Raw genomic sequence first — 18,705 nt, 5'->3', positions numbered from 1 at the left:
ACAGGACGACTACGTGAGCCAATTTTTCCAGATCCATGCGGAAAACCCGCAGGCGCGCCTGATCAAGCAGGCGGTCGAGATCATCCGTAAGGGTGGGGTGGTGGTCTACCCGACCGACTCGGCCTATGCGATGGGCTGCCAGATCGGCGACAAGGGCGCCATCGAGCGGGTGCGTCGGCTGCGCCAGCTGGACAAGAACCACAACTTCACCCTGCTGTGCTGCGACTTGTCCGAGATGGGTACCTTCGCCAAGATCGACACGGCGACGTTCCGCCTGCTCAAGGCGCACATTCCAGGCCCCTACACCTTCATCCTCAACGCCACCCGTGAAGTGCCGCGCCTGCTGTTGCACGACAAGCGCCGCACCATCGGCCTGCGCGTGCCGTCCAACCCCATTGTCCTGGCCCTGCTCGAAGAGCTTGGCGAGCCGCTGATGAGCGTCAGCCTCATCCTGCCGGGCGACGATGAGCCGATGACCGATCCCTACGAGATCCGCCAGCGTCTGGAGCACCACGTCGACCTGATCATCGACGGCGGCTTTGGTGATTTGAAGGCTTCGACTGTCATCGACCTGTCCGGTGACGAGCCGGAGCTGATTCGCGAAGGGTGCGGGGATCCGACGCCGTTCCTGGTCAACGCATGAGCCAGATGGAAGCGCCCGAGGCGCCGGCCGAGGAGGCCGATGCCCCCCAGCAGTTGCAGCTGGCCCTGGTCTACGGGGAGGTGCTGACCGAACTGCCGGTAGACCTGTACATCCCGCCGGACGCGCTGGAAGTGATCCTCGAGGCCTTTGAAGGCCCGCTGGACCTGCTGCTGTACCTGATCCGCAAGCAGAACATCGATATCCTCGACATCCCGGTGGCCGAGATCACCCGCCAGTACATGGGCTATGTCGAGCTGATGAAGAGCGTGCGCCTGGAGCTGGCCGCCGAATACCTGGTGATGGCCGCCATGCTCGCCGAGATCAAGTCGCGCATGCTGCTGCCGCGCTCCAGCGAGATCGAGGACGAGGAGGGTGACCCGCGCGCCGAGCTGATCCGCCGCTTGCAGGAGTACGAGCGCTTCAAGGCTGCCGCCGAAGGCATGGATGAGCTGCCGCGGGTTGGCCGCGACGTCGTCGTGCCTCGCCTCGAGGCCCCCCAGGCCAAGGTGCGCAAGCTGCTGCCGGAGGTGGCGCTGGAGGAGATCCTGCTATCCATGGCCGAGGTCATGCGCCGCAATGACCTGTTCGAGAGCCACCAGATCACCCGCGAGGTGCTGTCGACCCGCGAGCGCATGAGCGAGGTGCTCGAACGCCTCAAGGGCGGTGGCTTCGTGCCGTTCGTCGAGCTGTTCACTCGCGAGGAGGGCAAGCTCGGCGTGGTGGTCACCTTCATGGCGATTCTCGAGCTGGTTAAGGAATCGCTGATCGAACTCGTGCAAAATGAGCCTTTCGCCCCGATCCACGTCCGTGCCCGGGCAGAGTGACCTGACGACTACCGATGAACCTGAACGAACCCCGCGAACTGGCGTCGCTGATCGAGGCCTTCCTGCTCGCCTCGGGCAAGCCGCAATCCCTCGAGCGCCTCTACGAGTTGTTCGAGGAGGCCGAGCGCCCGGCCCCAGCCGTTTTCAAGAAGGCCCTGGACGTGCTGGGCAAGTCCTGCAGCGGCCGTGCCTTCGAACTCAAGGAAGTGGCCAGCGGCTATCGCCTGCAGATCCGTGAAGACTATGCGCCCTGGGTCGGTCGCCTGTGGGAGGAGCGCCCGCAGCGTTACTCCCGCGCGCTGCTGGAAACCATGGCGCTGATCGCCTACCGACAGCCCATTACCCGTGGCGAGATCGAGGACGTGCGCGGCGTGGCGGTCAACAGCAACATCATCAAGACCCTGATGGAGCGTGAGTGGATTCGCATCGTCGGCTATCGCGAGGTGCCTGGCCGGCCGGCGATGTTCGCCACCACCAAGGCGTTTCTCGATCATTTCAACCTCAAGAGCCTCGACGAGCTGCCGGCATTGGCCGAGTTGCGCGAGTTGGAGCCGGAACCGCTGCTCGATCCGGACGAGGCGCCGGTGCCCGCTCACCTGCAGGCCCTGGCCGATGCCAGCCTGGGCGAGGAGGGTGAAGAGGTGGAGCCCAAGGAGGAGACCAGCTTCCGTTCGCTGCTGGTTGAGCTGGATGCGATGGAAGAGGGGCTCAAGACCGATTTCGATGATTTGCGCGATGAGGCGTCCATCGAGCCCGAGGATGAACCAAAGGCCTGACTGCCGGCTTTGTGGGAGCGGGCTTGTCCCGCGATGAGGCTGGCATCGTCAACGCATGCCTTTGGGCAGAATCTACAGAGCTATCAGCAAAAACCTTCTACCCTCCAGTGCGTTCCCCCGCCGAACCGCGTATGATGCGCGCCCGCTTTCACTACTACACCGGGAGGTGCCCAGATGAGTGACAAAGACCTGCAAGACCAACAACCCACCCCGCCGTCCGGCGAAAAGCTGCAGAAAGTACTGGCACGCATCGGCGTCGGCTCGCGTCGTGACGTCGAGGCCTGGATCGGCCAGGGCCGTATCAAGGTCAACGGCGTCGAGGCCACCCTGGGCCTGCGCGTCGACCTGCACGACGCCATCACCGTCGACGGCAAGCTGATCAAGCGTGTCGAGGCCGCCGAGGCGACCCGCCGCGTGATCATGTACAACAAGCCCGACGGCGAGATCTGCACCCGTGACGACCCGGAAGGCCGCCCGACCGTGTTCGACCGCCTGCCGCGCCCGAAAGAGGGCCGCTGGATCAACATCGGTCGCCTGGACATCAACACCACTGGCCTGCTGCTGTTCACTACCGATGGTGAGCTGGCCAACCGCCTGATGCACCCGTCCTATGAAATGGACCGCGAGTACGCGGTGCGCGTGCGCGGTGAGGTCGATGACGACATGGTCGACCGCCTCAAGGCCGGCGTGGTGCTCGAGGACGGCCCGGCCAAGTTCACCGACATCCAGAAGGCACCGGGCGGCGAAGGCTTCAACCACTGGTATCACTGCGTGGTGATGGAAGGCCGTAACCGTGAAGTGCGCCGCCTGTGGGAATCCCAGGGCGTGGTGGTCAGCCGCCTGAAGCGCGTGCGTTTTGGTCCGGTGTTCCTCAACTCCGACCTGCCGATGGGCCGCTGGCGCGAAATGAGCCAGGGCGAGATCGACATCCTGGCCGCCGAAGTCGGCCTGCAGCCGGTGGCGCTGCCGGAGATGAAGCTCAAGGCCAAGGACAAGCTCGAGCGTCTGCAGCGCAAGTCGACCCGTCCGCTGGGCCGTGGCGAGCGTGTGCGCACCCTGCGCCCGGCCGCCGAAGGGCAGGCCGAGCGCCCGGCACGCGCGCCGCGTGAAGAGTCTGCACCGCGCAAGAGTGGTCGTGGCAGCACGGTGGCCGAGCGCCCGAGCGAGATGCGCAAGCGTCCTGCCCGTCCTGAAGGCGACAAGCCTGCTGGCCGTGGTCGCGGCAAGCCGCGTGGCTGATTCGCCCCGGTAGCGAAAGAGCCAGCCTTCGGGCTGGCTTTTTTGTGCCTGCGGTATACGGCCCCAAGTGCCTGAACAGACAGAAATTTTCCCAACCAGTGGCAAATTTTCAAACCACCTTGTAAAGAAAATTATACGATTCTTGGCCTTTTCCCCGGCTTGCCTGTACTTTCCCGCTCTTCGTCACAAAATCTTTCCAAGACTTGCGCGCCAGAGCCTCCCCGGCCCCCTTCACCCCCTTCCCAAACCCCCGCCCAAACGCTGAGATAGCGCCATTGCCGTGTGCAGAGCCAGGCAGGATAGCCAGGCATCGAAAACAACAAAATGGAGGCGCCATGTACGCCGATCACTCCGCCTTTTCAGGCCTTCACCCCAGGACCGCTGCGTTTTTTCCACAGGAAACGATGCAACGCGTTGACGCCTGCGCGTTTGCAGGGGTATACAATGCGCCGCGTTTTACCTGTGACCCCCTTGCGTACCGCGCACGCTTGCTGACACCCGGTTGATCCGCCCCTGGCCACCAAGGCCACGAGCGACTGCCCGTCACAAGTATCCAAGGTAACCACCTTGCCCATTCCGCTGCGCCACGAGTGCGGTGGGTCCGATTCCGTCACAGATAAAAACAAGCAGGTGACTTCGTTCATGAGTGGACATAACTCACAGTCTGGCGAACTCAAGCGTGGCTTGAAGAACCGCCATATCCAACTGATCGCCCTGGGTGGCGCGATCGGCACCGGATTGTTCCTGGGCTCGGCCGGCGTGATGAAGTCCGCCGGTCCGTCGATGATTCTCGGCTATGCGATCTGCGGCTTCATCGCCTTCATGATCATGCGCCAGCTCGGCGAGATGATCGTCGAAGAGCCGGTGGCCGGCTCCTTCAGCCATTTCGCGCACAAGTACTGGGGCGGTTTCGCCGGCTTCCTGTCGGGCTGGAACTGCTGGGTGCTGTACATCCTGGTGGGCATGTCGGAGCTGTCGGCGGTGGGCAAGTACGTCCATTACTGGTGGCCGGAGATCCCGACCTGGGTCACCGCGGCGGCGTTCTTCCTGCTGATCAACGCCATCAACCTGATGAACGTGAAGTTCTTCGGCGAGGCCGAGTTCTGGTTCGCGATCATCAAGGTCGCCGCCATCGTCGGCATGATCGGCCTGGGTGCCTACCTGCTGACCAGCGGCAGTGGCGGCCCGGAAGCGTCGGTGACCAACCTGTGGGCCCATGGTGGCTTCTTCCCGCATGGCGTCAGCGGCCTGGTCATGGCCCTGGCCTTCATCATGTTCTCCTTCGGTGGCCTGGAAATGCTCGGCTTCACCGCGGCCGAGGCCGACAAGCCGAAGACCGTGATCCCCAAGGCGATCAACCAGGTCATCTACCGCATCCTGATCTTCTACGTGGGCGCCCTGGTGGTGCTGCTGTCGCTGACCCCATGGGACAGCCTGGTGGCCAGCATCGACGCTTCCGGCGGCAGCTACGGCAGCAGCCCGTTCGTCCAGGTCTTCTCGCTGCTGGGTAGCGACGTGGCCGCGCACCTGCTGAACTTCGTGGTCCTGACCGCGGCGCTGTCGGTGTACAACAGCGGTACCTACTGCAACGCCCGCATGCTCCTGGGCATGGCCGAGCAGGGCGATGCCCCGGCGGCGCTGGCCAAGGTCGACCGTCGCGGCGTGCCGGTACGCTCGATCCTGGCATCGGCGGCCGTGACCCTGATTGCGGTGCTGCTCAACTACCTGATGCCGCAGAACGCCCTGGAACTGCTGATGTCGCTTGTGGTGGCGACTCTGGTGATCAACTGGGCGATGATCAGCTACTCGCACCTGAAGTTCCGCCAGCACCTCGACCGCACCGGTCAGAAGCCGCTGTTCAAGGCGCTGTGGTACCCGTACGGCAACTACCTGGTGCTGGCCTTCGTGGTGCTGATCCTCGGCATCATGCTGCAGATTCCGGGCATCCAGGTGTCGGTGTACGCCATGCCGGTATGGCTGGTGGTGATGTATGTGTTCTACGTGCTCAAGAGCAAGCGTGGGGCGCAGGCCAACGGCGCTGCCGGTAGCGTGGCCAAGTAAGCGCCGAGGCGCTTCGAGAAAACCCGATGCCGGGTGACTGGCATCGGGTTTTTTGTTGTCTGTGCCAGCCTCAGATCTGTTCCAGCAGCCAGCTGCGAAACGCCCGCAACGAAGGCAGTGCCTCATTCCTTGGTGGATAGATCAGGTAGTAGCTACGCTGGCTGGCAAACGGCGCCCCCGGGCTGAACAGCTCGCCGCTGGCCAGTTCCTCCTCCACCAGAATCCTGGGCACCAGGCCGATCCCAATCCCCGCCCGCACCGCCTGGATCAGGTGTGAGGTCAGCTCGAAACTCGGCCCCAGGCGCATCGCCCGGTGGGGCAGGGTGTGGTGGGAGAACCATTCCCCCCAGGCGTGGGGGTTGTTGGCGACGTTGAGCAGCACCTCTTCGCTGATTCGCGCCGGGCTCCAGTCCTGGCCATCGCGAGCGCTGTCCGGCGGCAGGATCACCACCAGTTCCTCGGCGTGCAGGCGATGGCAGACCAGCCCGGGCAGGTCGTGGGTGGCCACGCCGATGGCCGCGTCGATCTCGCTGGTGTCGAAGTTGATCGCTTCGATACGGGAATGAATGTGCACCAGCATGCCGGGGTGGGCGCCGTAGAACGCATGCAGGCGCGGCAGCAGCCATTTCGAGCCGAAGGTCGGCAGGGTCGCCAGGCGCAGGGTGCCGACTCCGGACTGGTAGGCCAGGGCCTGCAGGGTGGCGCTGCGGATGCGTCCGAGGGCCTCGCTGAGCTCGCGTTGGTACAGGCGGCCGACATCGGTCAGTTGCACCTGGCGCCCCTCGCGGCGAAACAGGGTGAGCCCCAGCTGCTGCTCCAGCGCCTGCACCTGGCGGCTCACCGCGCTCTGGGTGAGCGACAGCTCGGCGGCGGCGCGGGTGTAGCTTTCATGCCGGGCGGCGGCCTCGAAGGCCAGCAGCAGCGACATGGACGGGGTGAGGTGGCGGTAATTCATTCATAAAGCTCATCGATAGCGGCAGGAATATCCGTTTGCCCCTGGCGCGAAACTACAGGAACATTGGCCTATTCGAAATCCTCCCATGAGTCATTCATGCAGGAGTGACAAGATTTCCGTGAATTAGCCCGATATCAAAGAGGCATCCTTCGATGATCGCCCAGCTGCCGCCCCGTGCGCCCGCCGCCCACTACCCTGAATTCCTCGAAGCCCTGAAAAACAGCAGCTTCCGAGGCCAGATCAGTGCCGACTACGGCACCCGCACCGTGCTGGCCACCGACAACTCCATCTACCAGCGCCTGCCCCAGGCGGCGGTGTTCCCATTGGATGCCGACGATGTGGCGCGGGTCGCCACGCTGATGGCCGAGCCACGCTTTCGCGACATCAAGCTGACCCCGCGTGGCGGCGGCACCGGCACCAACGGCCAGTCGCTGACCGACGGCATCGTCGTCGACCTGTCTCGGCACATGAACAGCATTCTCGAGATCAATGTCGAGCAGCGCTGGGTGCGGGTTCAGGCGGGCGTGGTCAAGGACCAGCTCAACGCCGCACTCAAGCCCCATGGGCTGTTCTTCGCGCCGGAACTGTCCACCTCCAACCGCGCCACCGTCGGCGGCATGATCAACACCGACGCCAGCGGCCAGGGCAGCTGCACCTATGGCAAGACCCGCGACCACGTGCTCGAGCTGCACAGCGTGCTGCTCGGCGGCGAGCGCCTGCACAGCCTGCCGATCGATGACGCGGCGCTGGAGCAGGCCTGCGCCGCGCCCGGCCGGGTTGGCGAGGTGTATCGCATGGCCCGCGAGATCCAGGAAACCCAGGCCGGGCTGATCGAAAGTACCTTCCCCAAGCTCAATCGCTGCCTGACCGGCTACGACCTGGCGCACCTGCGCGACGAGCAGGGCCGTTTCAACCTCAACAGCGTGCTATGCGGCGCCGAAGGCTCGCTGGGCTATGTGGTCGAGGCCAAGCTCAATGTGCTGCCGATCCCGAAGTACGCGGTGCTGGTCAACGTGCGCTACACCAGCTTCATGGACGCCCTGCGCGACGCCAACGCGCTGATGGCGCACAAGCCGCTGTCGATCGAGACCGTCGACTCCAAGGTGCTGATGCTGGCGATGAAGGACATCGTCTGGCATAGCGTCGCCGAGTACTTCCCGGCCGACGCCGAGCGCCCGACGCTGGGCATCAACCTGGTGGAGTTCTGTGGCGACGAGCCGGCCGAGGTCAATGCCCGGGTCGAGGCGTTCGTCGCGCACCTGCAGCGCGACACCAGCGTCGAGCGCCTGGGGCATACCCTGGCGGAGGGCGCCGAGGCGGTCACCAGGGTCTACACCATGCGCAAGCGTTCGGTGGGGCTGCTGGGCAACGTCGAGGGCGAGGTACGGCCACAGCCGTTCGTCGAGGACACCGCCGTGCCGCCGGAGCAGTTGGCTGACTATATCGCCGACTTCCGCGCGCTGCTCGACGGTTATGGTCTTGCCTACGGCATGTTCGGCCATGTCGATGCCGGCGTGCTGCATGTGCGTCCTGCGCTGGACATGAAGGACCCGGCCCAGGCCGCGCTGGTCAAGCCGATCTCCGATGCCGTGGCGGCGCTGACCCAGCGTTATGGCGGCCTGCTCTGGGGCGAACATGGCAAGGGCCTGCGCTCCGAGTATGTACCGGAGTACTTCGGCGAACTGTACCCGGCGCTGCAGCGTCTCAAGGGCGCATTCGACCCGCACAACCAGCTCAATCCGGGCAAGATCTGCACCCCACCGGACAGCGCCGAAGGCCTGACCCCGGTGGATGGCGTGACTCTGCGCGGTGACCTTGATCGCAGTATTGACGAGCGCGTCTGGCAAAGTTTCGGCAGCGCCGTGCACTGCAACGGTAACGGCGCCTGCTACAACTACGACCCCAACGACGCCATGTGCCCGTCGTGGAAGGCCACCCGCGAACGCCAGCATTCGCCCAAGGGGCGTGCCTCGTTGATCCGCGAATGGCTGCGCCTGCAGGGCGAGGCGAATATCGATGTGCTCGCCGCCGCCCAGCGCAAGGCGTCCTGGTTCAAGGGGCTGCCGGCGCGCCTGCGCAACAGCCGTGCGCGCCAGCAGGGGCAGGCGGATTTCTCCCACGAGGTGTACGACGCCATGGCCGGCTGCCTGGCGTGCAAGTCCTGCGCCGGGCAGTGCCCGATCAAGGTCAACGTGCCGGACTTCCGCTCGCGCTTCCTCGAGCTGTACCACGGCCGCTACCAGCGTCCGTTGCGCGATTACCTGATCGGCTCGCTGGAATTCACCATCCCGTACCTGGCCCATGCGCCGGGCCTGTACAACGCGGTGATGGGCTCGAAGTGGGTGAGCAGGCTGCTGGCGGACAAGGTCGGCATGGTCGACAGCCCGCTGATCAGCCGTTTCAACTTCCAGGCCACCCTGACCCGTTGCCGGGTCCAGGTGGCGAGCGTGCCGGCCCTGCGCGAGCTGACCCCGGCCCAGCGCGAGCGCAGCATCGTGCTGGTGCAGGATGCCTTCACCCGCTATTTCGAGACGCCACTGTTGGCCTCGTTCATCGAGCTGGCCCATCGCCTGGGGCACAAGGTGTTCCTCGCGCCCTACAGCGCCAACGGCAAGCCGTTGCATGTGCAGGGTTTCCTCGGTGCCTTCGCCAGGGCGGCGATCCGTAACGCCACCCAGCTCAAGGCCCTGGCTGACTGCGGTGTGCCGCTGGTGGGGCTGGATCCGGCGATGACCCTGGTCTACCGCCAGGAGTACCAGAAGGTCGATGGCGTGGAGTGCCCGTCGGTACTGCTGCCCCAGGAGTGGCTGATGAACGTGCTGCCCGAGCAGGCGCCGGTCAAGGCCGACAGCTTCCGCCTGATGGCCCACTGCACCGAGAAGACCAATGTGCCGGCCAGTACCAAGCAGTGGGAGCAGGTGTTCGCCCGTCTGGGGTTGAAACTGGTCACCGAGGCCACCGGCTGCTGCGGCATGTCCGGTACCTATGGGCACGAGGCGCGTAACCAGGAAACCTCGAAGACCATCTTCGAGCAGTCCTGGGCGACCAAGCTGGACAAGCAGGGGGAGGCATTGGCGACCGGCTATTCGTGCCGCAGCCAGGTCAAGCGCATGACCGAGACGCAGTTGCGCCATCCGTTGGAGGTGGTGCTGCAGTACGCGCAGCGTTGACCATGAAGGCATCGCGGGGCAAGCCCGCTCCCACGCAACCGCGATGCCTTCAGGATGCTCGCAAGCGTCGTGCCTGGCGATACAGGTACAGGCTCAACACCAGCCCGCACCCCGCTGCCGCCGCCGCGAACAGGAACATCGAGGCAAATCCGAACCCTGCCGCTACTGCGCCCACCAGCGGCCCGGTGATCCCCAGCGACAGGTCGATGAACAGCGAATAGGCCCCCACCGCCGCGCCGCGGTTGGCTGCCGACACCTGGTTCACGGCTTCCACCCCGAGTGCCGGAAACACCAGCGAGAATCCGAACCCGCTCAACGCCGCGCCGGCCAGGGCCATCTCGGCGCTGGGCGCGAGCCACAGCATCAGCAACCCCAGTGTCTCCACCGACAGGCAGGCAATCGCCACGCGAAAACCGCCGATGCGGTTGATCAGGTTGCCGAACAGCAGGCGCGCGCAGATGAAGCTGGCGCCGAACAGGCTCAGGGTCAGCGCGGCGTTGGGCCAGTCGCGACTGGCGTAGTACAGGGTGATGAAGGTGGCGATGGTGCCGAAGCCGATCGAGCCCAGGGCCAGCCCCGAGCCATGGGGGAAGACCTTGCCCAGTACCTGCAGGAACGGCAGGCGCACGCCGGCGACCACCGGCGCGGCACGCTTGGGCCAGGCCAGCAGCAGGCCGATGACGCCCAGCAGGATGATGCTCGCGCCCATGCTCCACAGCCCGAGATGCTTGACCATCAGTACGCCGAGCGGCGCGCCGATGGCCAATGCGCCATAGCTGGCAATGCCGTTCCAGGAGATTACCTTGGCGGTATTTTCCGAGCCGACCCGGCCGATGCCCCAGCCGGTCGAGCCCGCGCCCACCAGGCTCTCGGCGCTGCCCAGCACCAGGCGGCCGATGAACAGGCAGGCCAGGCTCAGCCAGGGCAGGTGGGTAAGAAAGCTGCAGACCAGCATGAACACGCCGCTCAGGCCGCCGCCGAACAGGCCGTACATGACCGCTTTCTTGCTGCCGAGGTTGTCGATGATGCGGCTGGCGGTGGGGCGGCTGAGCAGGGTGGCCAGGTACTGCACGCTGATCACCAGGCCCGCGACCACGGCGCTGAAACCCAGGTCGTTGTGCACGTAGCCGGGCAGCACGGCCAGGGGGATGCCGATGTTCAGGTAGCCGATGAAGGTAAACAGGACGATGGAAACGACTTGCAGGGTGACCGCAAGGGGGCGCGGTGAGTCGGGCATGAGGGTCTTCGGTAGAGGTTCTGGACGGTGTGAAAACGCGATGACGGGGATATCCCGCAGGTCAGCCGTTTTCACACAGTCGGGTGGGGTGCGCGATTATTCCTGGTCGGCGCTGGATTGATCGTCACCGTCCTGGTCGACGGCGGGCGTCGGTTCGGCGTGGGCGGCAACGGATTGCTCTTCGGGGTTCAGGCTTGGGAAGGGAAGATTCGGGATTTCATGCATCTCGTCGTTCCTCGCAAGTGTGAGTGAAAAGGCGGCGCCAGGGCGCATGTGTGGCTTCGAAAAGCTGGGGCAGGATACAGCAGTCTGGATGACAGTTTGAGATTTTTGCCGGGCGCTGGTCGGTTTTAGCGGGCGGATATCGGTCAAGGGGTGCGTCAGGAGGGGGCGTGGGAGCGGGCTTGCCCCGCGATAGCACTATCGCGAGGCAAGCCCGCTCCCACGCTACAACTGCCTGATTTCAGCGACAGACGTCGGCGATGGCCGCCGCCAATTGCTCCAGGCGTCGTGCATCCGCGCCAGCGATGTTCGCCCGGCCGGTACCGACCATGTACACACTGTGCCGCTCACGCAGCAGGCGCACTTGCTCGGGGTTCAGCCCGGTGTAGGAGAACATCCCGCGTTGCGCGGCGATGTGCGCGAAACGCTCGGCCAGGCCGTGTGGCGCCAGCGCCTGCACCAGGCCTTCACGAAGCTCGGCGATGCGCTGGCGCATGGCGTTCACTTCCTCGACCCACAGCGCCTTGAGCGCCGGGTCACCGAGGATCTCGGCGACCACCGCGGCGCCATGGTCCGGTGGCGTCGACCACAGGTTGCGCGCAATGAACGCCAATTGGCTGCGCACATCCAGCAGTTTCTCGGCATTGTGGCTGCACACCAGCAGGGCGCCAGTGCGCTCACGGTAAAGGCCGAAGTTCTTCGAGCAGGAGCTGGTGATCAGCAGTTCCGGCAGTTCGGCGGCAAACAGGCGCACCGCCCAGGCGTCTTCCTCCAGGCCGTCACCGAAGCCCTGGTAGGCGAAGTCGATCAGTGGCAGCAGGTTGCGGCGCTTGACGATGTCGAGCACCGCGCGCCAGTCGTCCTGGCCCAGGTCGAAACCGGTCGGGTTGTGGCAGCAGGCGTGCAGCAGCACCACGTCGCCTTCGGGCGCCTGTTCCAGCGCGGCGAGCATGTCGTCGACGTTCAGGCGGTTGTCCTTGCCCACGTAGGGGTAGTGGGACACCTTGAGCCCGGCGCCGGCGAAGATCGTCTCGTGGATCGGCCAGGTCGGGTCGCTCAGCCAGATGCCGTGCCCCGGCAGGCAATGGGCGATGAACTCCGCCGCCAGGCGCAGGGCACCGGTGCCGCCCGGGGTCTGTGTGGCGCCGGCGCGCTGGCTGGCCAGCAGCGGCGAATCGCTGCCCAGTACCAGCTCGCTGACCAGGCGGCCGAACGCCGCGTCGCCATGGCCGCCGACATAGCTCTTGCTGGCCTGGTGTTCGATCAGGCGCTGCTCGGCCTGCTTGACCGCCGCAGGGATCGGCGTCAGGCCCTGGGCGTCCTTGAACACGCCGACACCCAGGTCGAACTTGGCCGGGTTGGCGTCGCGGGCGTAGGCCTCCATCAGCCCCAGGATCGGGTCGCCAGGGACCCGTCCGATGGCTGCGAAGTGCATCACTTGCGGCCTTCGGCGGTCTTGGCGACCTCGTCGGTGCGCGCGCACATGATGAAGTCGTTGCGGTGCAGGCCCTTGATCGAGTGGCTCCACCAGGTCACGGTGACCTTGCCCCACTCGGTCAGCAGACCCGGGTGGTGACCTTCGGCTTCGGCGATTTCGCCGATGGCATTGGTGAAGGCCAGGGCGTGCTTGAAGTTCTTGAACAGGAATACGCGCTCGAGCTCCATGTGGCCGTCGCGGGTTTCGATGTTCCAGTCCGGGATCAGTCGGATCAGTTCCGCCAGCTCCTCGTCGGTGACTTTCGGCGCATCGGCGCGGCAGGCTTCGCAGTGGGCTTGGTTCAAGGCATTCATGGGTGTTTTCCGGTTTGAGTTGTTATCGGCAGGGGCGCTCAGGCGGCGACCTTGGGTGGAAACTTCGGTGCGTGCAGGCCCAGTTGCATGGCTTGATGGACCATGGCCATGATGTCTTCGTGGGCCAGGTCGAACAGGCGCTTCATGTTCGGCAGGACGAAGTACAGGGGCTGCAGGATATCGATGCGGTACGGCGTGCGCATGGCCTCGATCGGGTCGAAGGCCTGGTGCTCCGGCTCGCCGGACAGACTGTAGACGGTCTCTTTCGGCGAAGAGAGAATGCCGCCGCCGTAGATCTTGCGACCCTGCGCGGTCTCCATCAGGCCGAACTCGATGGTCATCCAGTACAGGCGAGCCAGGTACACACGCTGTTCCTTGGTCGCCGCCAGGCCCAGCTTGCCGTAGGTGTGGGTGAATTCGGCGAAGAAGGGGTTGGTCAGCAGCGGGCAGTGGCCGAAGATCTCGTGGAAGATGTCGGGCTCCTGCAGGTAGTCCAGCTCTTCCGGGGTGCGGATGAAGGTGGCGACCGGGAAGCGCTTGCTGGCCAGCAGTTCGAAGAAGGTCTGGAAGGGGATCAGCGCCGGCACGCGGGCGACCTGCCAGCCGGTGGTGGCGCCCAGCACCTTGTTGATTTCGCCGAGCTGGGGGATGCGGTCATGGGGCAGCTTGAGCTGCTCGATGCCGTCCAGGTATTCCTGGCATGCCCGGCCTTCGATCACTTTCAGTTGGCGAGTGATCAGGGTGTTCCACACCGCATGCTCTTGCTGCGGGTAGTCGATAAAACCATGCGCATCGGGCTCGCGTGCCACGTATTGCGTCTGTTTCATGTGGCTCTCCTGGTGAGGGCGTTCTTGTTATGTACAGGACATACCTTAGGAATATCCCTACAAACGCGGCTTTGCACCGGGGTTGAGGCTACTTGTGGCTATCCGCTGGTCCTGAATTCGTAACGATAATTTTACAAAAATGCCCTTGTGCCGGAAAATCACGGGCATCGAGCTGAGTGGAAGGGCGATTCTGTCAGCTTATCTTTACGACTTTTCCGCGTGCCAAGTAAAAACCTTGGCCGCTTCGAGAGCTTTCATGCGTATCAAAGTGCACTGCCAGAACCGCATCGGCATCCTGCGGGACATCCTCAACCTGCTGGTGGAGTACGGCATCAACGTGCTGCGCGGCGAGGTGGGCGGCGATCATGGCAACGCCATCTACCTGCACTGCCCGAACCTGATCAACCTGCAGTTCCAGGCCCTGCGGCCGAAGTTCGAGTCGATCGCCGGGGTATTCGGGGTCAAGCGCGTCGGGCTGATGCCCAGCGAGCGTCGGCACATGGAGCTCAATGCGCTGCTGGGTGCGCTGGATTTCCCGGTGCTGTCGATCGACATGGGCGGCAGCATCGTCGCCGCCAACCGTGGCGCGGCGCAGTTGCTCGGGGTGCGGGTGGACGAGGTGCCGGGCATTCCGTTGTCGCGCTATGTCGAGGACTTCGACCTGCCGGAGCTGATCCGCGCCAACAAGTCGCGGATCAACGGCCTGCGCATCAAGGTCAAGGGCGATGTGTTCCTCGCCGATATCGCGCCGTTGCAGTCGGAGCATGATGACAGCGAGGCCCTGGCGGGCGCGGTGATCACCTTGCATCGTGCCGATCGCATCGGCGAGCGTATCTACAACGTGCGCAAGCAGGAGCTGCGTGGCTTCGACAGCATCTTCCAGAGCTCGCGGGTGATGGCCGCGGTGGTGCGTGAGGCGCGGCGCATGGCGCCGCTGGATGCGCCGCTGTTGATCGAGGGCGAGACCGGTACCGGCAAGGAGTTGCTGGCGCGCGCCTGCCACCTGGCCAGCCCCCGTGGCCAGGCGCCGCTGATGGCGCTCAACTGCGCCGGCCTGCCGGAGTCGATGGCCGAGACCGAGCTGTTCGGCTACGGGCCGGGGGCGTTCGAGGGCGCGCGTGCCGAAGGCAAGCTTGGGCTGCTGGAGCTTACCGCCGGGGGCACGCTGTTCCTCGATGGCGTCGGGGAGATGAGCCCGCGCTTGCAGGTCAAGTTGCTGCGCTTCCTGCAGGATGGCTGTTTCCGTCGTGTCGGCAGTGACGAAGAGGTGTACCTGGACGTGCGGGTGATCTGCGCGACCCAGGTCGATCTGTCCGAGCTGTGCGCCCGGGGCGAGTTCCGCCAGGACCTCTACCATCGCCTCAATGTGCTGTCGCTGCACATTCCGCCGCTGCGCGAGTGCATGGATGGCCTGGAGGGACTGGTGCAGCACTTCCTTGACCAGGCCAGCCGGCAGATCGGCTGCCCGATGCCGCGCCTGGCACCGGCGGCGATGGACAAGCTTGCCCAATATCATTGGCCGGGCAACGTGCGCCAGCTGGAGAACGTGCTGTTCCAGGCGGTGTCGTTGTGCGAGGGCGGGGTGGTGAAGAGCGAACATATCCGCTTGCCGGACTATGGCGCACGCCAACCATTGGGCGAGTTTTCCCTGGATGGCGATCTTTCGCAAATTGTCGGGCGGTTTGAAAAGGCGGTATTGGAAAGTCTGATGAGCGATTTTCCAAGTAGCCGGGCGCTGGGGAAAAGATTGGGAGTTTCCCATACGACCATTGCCAACAAGTTGCGGGATTATTCGTTGAACAAGTCGGGGGATTGAGTGTGGCTAATTGCCTTGAAAGTTACACTTCTTCCTGTAAGAGCGGCCTTGCGCCGCGAAAGGGCCGCAAAGCGGCCCCGGCGATCTTTGTGTGCTGCTGAAAAACCGGGGCTGCTGTGCAGCCCTTTCGTGGCACAAGGCCGCTCCTACAGGGGACGCGCAAGGCTTGAGGTTGGCGCGGTCGGAGTGGGAGCGGGCTTGCCCCGCGATAAACTTATGGCCTCAGCCGTTGGAACAACCGTTCCCCATCACGCGGTATTCGAGAATGTGCTTCTGGCCCTGGGAGTCCTCGTAGGTCATGCGGGCTGGCACCACTTCGCAGACGTTCGGCACTTCGCTCATGGAGATGACGCGGGCGATGTCCAGGTGCTGCGAATAACTGTACTGTTCAACCGGAATCTGCTCGACATCTTTTGCTTCGCCGGCCAATGCCGCGCCGCAAAAACCGCCAAGTACCAATACCAGTAAAGCTTTCATTTTCAAGTTACCTGTCTAAGGTCGTGAGGGGGCACGCGGCGCTTATGGCGCCGCGAGTACAGCAAGTTTCAACTATCGGAATGAGGTACGGATTAACGCTGCCTTCGTGGGGGCTGTTACCAAGTTAATCGCGTTGCCGTTGCTGGCGAGATGAATTTTAGGGAGACGCCCACGGCTGAAACAGAGGGGGTTTTGATAAAGTCTTTTGACAGAATCTGTAACAATCGCCGTCGAAACCCTGTCTTTTTCTCTCGGCGATGGCTGCATGCCATGTTCTAGAGCGGTCGCGCCTGATCGGTGAGTCGACGGCCCGTCGCGTTACTACCAACGTCGAATGGTCTTGGCCGCTCTGGTACAGTTACAAACGATTCCATACAAAAACAACTATTACACCGAGGTAACACAGATGAGTGCGGCTCCACTGTATCCCGTTCGTCCCGAGGTTGCGGCCAGTACCCTGACCGACGAGGCCACCTACAAGGCCATGTACCAGCAATCGGTGATCAACCCGGACGGCTTCTGGCGCGAGCAGGCCCAGCGTCTGGACTGGATCAAGCCTTTCACCAAGGTCAAGCAGACCTCGTTCGACGACCACCATGTCGACATCAAGTGGTTCGCCGACGGCACTCTGAACGTTTCCTACAACTGCCTGGACCGCCATCTTGCCGAGCGCGGCGACCAGTTGGCGATCATCTGGGAAGGCGACGACCCTTCCGAACACCGCAACATCACCTACCGCGAGCTCCACGAGCAGGTCTGCAAGTTCGCCAACGCCCTGCGTGGCCAGGACGTGCACCGTGGCGACGTGGTGACCATCTACATGCCGATGATCCCCGAGGCCGTGGTCGCCATGCTGGCCTGCGCACGCATCGGCGCGATCCACTCGGTGGTGTTCGGCGGCTTCTCGCCGGAGGCGCTGGCCGGACGCATCATCGACTGCAAGTCGAAAGTGGTGATCACTGCTGACGAAGGCCTGCGCGGAGGTCGTCGCACCCCGCTCAAGGCCAACGTCGACCTGGCCCTGACCAACCCTGAAACCAACAGTGTGCAGAAGATCATCGTGTGCAGGCGCACCGGTGGCGACATCGCCTGGCACCAGCATCGCGACATCTGGTACGAAGACCTGATGAAGGTCGCCTCCAGCCACTGCGCGCCAAAAGAGATGGGCGCCGAGGAGGCGCTGTTCATCCTCTATACCTCCGGCTCCACCGGCAAGCCCAAGGGCGTGCTGCACACCACCGGCGGTTACCTGGTGTATGCCGCGCTGACCCACGAGCGCGTGTTCGACTACCGTCCGGGCGAGGTCTACTGGTGCACCGCCGACGTGGGCTGGGTTACCGGCCACAGCTACATCGTCTACGGCCCGCTGGCCAACGGCGCCACCACGCTGCTGTTCGAAGGCGTGCCGAACTACCCGGACATCACCCGGGTGTCGAAGATCGTCGACAAGCACAAGGTCAACATCCTCTACACCGCGCCGACCGCCATTCGCGCCATGATGGCCGAAGGCGAGGCGGCGGTGGCCGGTGCCGATGGCTCCAGCCTGCGCCTGCTGGGCTCGGTGGGCGAGCCGATCAACCCCGAGGCCTGGAACTGGTACTACAAGACCGTCGGCAAGGAGCGTTGCCCGATCGTCGATACCTGGTGGCAGACCGAGACCGGCGGTGTGCTGATCAGCCCGCTGCCAGGCGCCACCGCGCTGAAACCGGGCTCGGCGACCCGTCCGTTCTTCGGCGTGGTACCAGCGCTGGTGGACAACCTGGGCAACCTGATTGAAGGCGCCGCCGAGGGCAACCTGGTGATCCTCGACTCCTGGCCGGGTCAGTCGCGTTCGCTGTACGGCGACCACGACCGTTTCGTCGACACCTACTTCAAGACCTTCCGCGGCATGTACTTCACCGGTGACGGCGCCCGTCGCGACGAAGACGGCTACTACTGGATCACCGGTCGCGTCGATGATGTGCTCAACGTCTCCGGGCACCGCATGGGCACTGCCGAGATCGAGAGCGCGATGGTGGCGCATCCGAAGGTCGCCGAGGCGGCGGTGGTGGGCGTGCCGCACGACATCAAGGGGCAGGGTATATACGTCTATGTCACCCTCAATGCCGGTGAGGAGTCGAACGAGCAACTGCGCCTGGAGCTGAAGAACTGGGTGCGCAAGGAGATCGGCCCGATCGCTTCGCCGGATGTGATCCAGTGGGCGCCGGGGCTGCCGAAGACCCGCTCGGGCAAGATCATGCGCCGCATCCTGCGCAAGATCGCCATCGGCGAGTACGACGCGCTGGGTGATATCTCCACCCTGGCCGATCCGGGGGTGGTGCAGCACCTGATCGACACCCACAAGGCGATGAGCCTGGCCACCGCCTGAGTCGAAGCGTCTCGGCAAGCCAGCTCCTGAAGGTCGTGGGAGCGGGCTTGCCCCGCGATGAGGCCATCAGTAAAAGCCCCGCCCACACCCGGCGGGGTTTTTGCTTTACTGATACAGACTGTTACTCCGACATTCATCGGTAACCTTGTCTGTCACCGATTTCGCCCAAATGCGGGGCTTGTGGAAACATTCATGTGCCATTTGAGTGCATTGCTGCGAGCATTTTGTGCAGGGTCGCACGCTGCGCTTGCCGGAATACAAGGCTTTGCCAATAATGGGCCCGCTTATTGCTTTGGGTA

General features: G+C 64.1%; 15 protein-coding genes. 8 read left to right on the top strand and 7 right to left on the bottom strand.

The window, feature by feature from the left end:
* The first annotated feature begins 13 nt into the window (after positions 1–13).
* The 5 genes from HU735_RS17390 (at position 14) to HU735_RS17370 (ending at position 5,543) form a co-directional block, all read left to right on the top strand.
* Positions 14–643, top strand: coding sequence for an L-threonylcarbamoyladenylate synthase (locus HU735_RS17390; RefSeq protein WP_082337815.1), 630 nt, complete (start codon positions 14–16; stop codon positions 641–643).
* A gap of 125 nt (positions 644–768) precedes the next feature.
* On the top strand, positions 769–1,467 hold the full coding sequence (locus HU735_RS17385) for a ScpA family protein (protein WP_186714552.1): 699 nt from the start codon (positions 769–771) through the stop codon (positions 1,465–1,467).
* Positions 1,468–1,481: 14 nt separating this feature from the next.
* Positions 1,482–2,243 carry an SMC-Scp complex subunit ScpB gene (gene scpB / locus HU735_RS17380; protein ID WP_186714514.1) on the top strand — a complete coding sequence of 254 codons (762 nt, stop codon included), beginning with the start codon at positions 1,482–1,484 and terminating at the stop codon, positions 2,241–2,243.
* Positions 2,244–2,417: 174 nt separating this feature from the next.
* Positions 2,418–3,482, top strand: coding sequence for a 23S rRNA pseudouridine(2605) synthase RluB (gene rluB, locus HU735_RS17375; protein ID WP_186714513.1), 1,065 nt, complete (start codon positions 2,418–2,420; stop codon positions 3,480–3,482).
* A 642-nt stretch (positions 3,483–4,124) separates the two neighbouring features.
* Positions 4,125–5,543, top strand: a complete 1,419-nt coding sequence (locus tag HU735_RS17370) for an amino acid permease (RefSeq protein ID WP_186714512.1) — start codon at positions 4,125–4,127, stop codon at positions 5,541–5,543.
* 70 nt (positions 5,544–5,613) lie between these two features.
* Here HU735_RS17370 and HU735_RS17365 read toward each other — a convergent pair whose 3' ends face one another.
* Entirely contained in the window at positions 5,614–6,498 is an 885-nt protein-coding gene (locus HU735_RS17365; protein ID WP_186714511.1) for a LysR substrate-binding domain-containing protein, read from the bottom strand.
* A gap of 152 nt (positions 6,499–6,650) precedes the next feature.
* On the opposite strand from HU735_RS17365, the gene HU735_RS17360 reads away from it, so the two are divergent.
* The gene (locus HU735_RS17360) at positions 6,651–9,668 is read left to right on the top strand and encodes an FAD-binding and (Fe-S)-binding domain-containing protein (protein ID WP_186714510.1); all 3,018 of its coding nucleotides are present in this window, start codon (positions 6,651–6,653) and stop codon (positions 9,666–9,668) included.
* A 49-nt stretch (positions 9,669–9,717) separates the two neighbouring features.
* On the opposite strand, the gene HU735_RS17355 is transcribed toward HU735_RS17360, so the two are convergent.
* The 5 genes from HU735_RS17355 to phhA all read right to left on the bottom strand — a co-directional run bounded on the left by HU735_RS17355 (position 9,718) and on the right by phhA (position 13,745).
* The gene (locus tag HU735_RS17355; protein ID WP_186714509.1) at positions 9,718–10,905 is read right to left on the bottom strand and encodes an MFS transporter; all 1,188 of its coding nucleotides are present in this window, start codon (positions 10,903–10,905) and stop codon (positions 9,718–9,720) included.
* A gap of 96 nt (positions 10,906–11,001) precedes the next feature.
* Positions 11,002–11,130, bottom strand: a complete 129-nt coding sequence (locus tag HU735_RS27300; protein ID WP_256582346.1) for a hypothetical protein — start codon at positions 11,128–11,130, stop codon at positions 11,002–11,004.
* Positions 11,131–11,368: 238 nt separating this feature from the next.
* Complete coding sequence (locus tag HU735_RS17350) at positions 11,369–12,565, bottom strand: aromatic amino acid transaminase (RefSeq protein WP_186714508.1); 1,197 nt, start codon at positions 12,563–12,565, stop codon at positions 11,369–11,371.
* A complete protein-coding gene (locus HU735_RS17345; RefSeq protein WP_023628481.1) occupies positions 12,562–12,918 on the bottom strand; it encodes a 4a-hydroxytetrahydrobiopterin dehydratase in 357 nt (118 codons plus the stop codon). Before HU735_RS17345 ends, HU735_RS17350 begins: the two co-directional genes overlap by 4 nt.
* Positions 12,919–12,956: 38 nt before the next feature.
* The gene (gene phhA / locus HU735_RS17340; protein WP_062360651.1) at positions 12,957–13,745 is read right to left on the bottom strand and encodes a phenylalanine 4-monooxygenase; all 789 of its coding nucleotides are present in this window, start codon (positions 13,743–13,745) and stop codon (positions 12,957–12,959) included.
* A gap of 256 nt (positions 13,746–14,001) precedes the next feature.
* Here phhA and HU735_RS17335 point away from each other — a divergent pair, with 256 nt between their 5' ends.
* Positions 14,002–15,561 carry a sigma-54-dependent transcriptional regulator gene (locus HU735_RS17335; RefSeq protein ID WP_186714507.1) on the top strand — a complete coding sequence of 520 codons (1,560 nt, stop codon included), beginning with the start codon at positions 14,002–14,004 and terminating at the stop codon, positions 15,559–15,561.
* 222 nt (positions 15,562–15,783) lie between these two features.
* Here the strand turns inward: HU735_RS17335 and HU735_RS17330 are convergent, their stop codons facing one another.
* Complete coding sequence (locus tag HU735_RS17330; RefSeq protein ID WP_023630669.1) at positions 15,784–16,038, bottom strand: DUF2790 domain-containing protein; 255 nt, start codon at positions 16,036–16,038, stop codon at positions 15,784–15,786.
* Between the two features lie 406 nt (positions 16,039–16,444).
* Here HU735_RS17330 and acs point away from each other — a divergent pair, with 406 nt between their 5' ends.
* On the top strand, positions 16,445–18,406 hold the full coding sequence (acs, locus tag HU735_RS17325) for an acetate--CoA ligase (RefSeq protein WP_186714506.1): 1,962 nt from the start codon (positions 16,445–16,447) through the stop codon (positions 18,404–18,406).
* Positions 18,407–18,705 lie beyond the last annotated feature (299 nt).

This window comes from Pseudomonas sp. BW16M2, from assembly GCF_014268865.1.
GTDB lineage: Bacteria > Pseudomonadota > Gammaproteobacteria > Pseudomonadales > Pseudomonadaceae > Aquipseudomonas > Aquipseudomonas peradeniyensis.
Note: the sequence above shows the minus strand (reverse complement) of the source record. Positions and strands in the feature narration are given on the sequence as shown.

Bases quoted from the DNA above. Each gene is read 5' to 3' on its own strand.
- scpB (WP_186714514.1), top strand. From the start codon at position 1,482: ATGAACCTGAACGAACCCCGCGAACTGGCGTCGCTGATCGAGGCCTTC.
- rluB (WP_186714513.1), top strand. From the start codon at position 2,418: ATGAGTGACAAAGACCTGCAAGACCAACAACCCACCCCGCCGTCCGGC.
- HU735_RS17370 (WP_186714512.1), top strand. From the start codon at position 4,125: ATGAGTGGACATAACTCACAGTCTGGCGAACTCAAGCGTGGCTTGAAG.
- HU735_RS17365 (WP_186714511.1), bottom strand. From the start codon at position 6,498: ATGAATTACCGCCACCTCACCCCGTCCATGTCGCTGCTGCTGGCCTTC.
- HU735_RS17360 (WP_186714510.1), top strand. From the start codon at position 6,651: ATGATCGCCCAGCTGCCGCCCCGTGCGCCCGCCGCCCACTACCCTGAA.
- HU735_RS17355 (WP_186714509.1), bottom strand. From the start codon at position 10,905: ATGCCCGACTCACCGCGCCCCCTTGCGGTCACCCTGCAAGTCGTTTCC.
- HU735_RS27300 (WP_256582346.1), bottom strand. From the start codon at position 11,130: ATGCATGAAATCCCGAATCTTCCCTTCCCAAGCCTGAACCCCGAAGAG.
- HU735_RS17345 (WP_023628481.1), bottom strand. From the start codon at position 12,918: ATGAATGCCTTGAACCAAGCCCACTGCGAAGCCTGCCGCGCCGATGCG.
- phhA (WP_062360651.1), bottom strand. From the start codon at position 13,745: ATGAAACAGACGCAATACGTGGCACGCGAGCCCGATGCGCATGGTTTT.
- HU735_RS17335 (WP_186714507.1), top strand. From the start codon at position 14,002: ATGCGTATCAAAGTGCACTGCCAGAACCGCATCGGCATCCTGCGGGAC.
- HU735_RS17330 (WP_023630669.1), bottom strand. From the start codon at position 16,038: ATGAAAGCTTTACTGGTATTGGTACTTGGCGGTTTTTGCGGCGCGGCA.
- acs (WP_186714506.1), top strand. From the start codon at position 16,445: ATGAGTGCGGCTCCACTGTATCCCGTTCGTCCCGAGGTTGCGGCCAGT.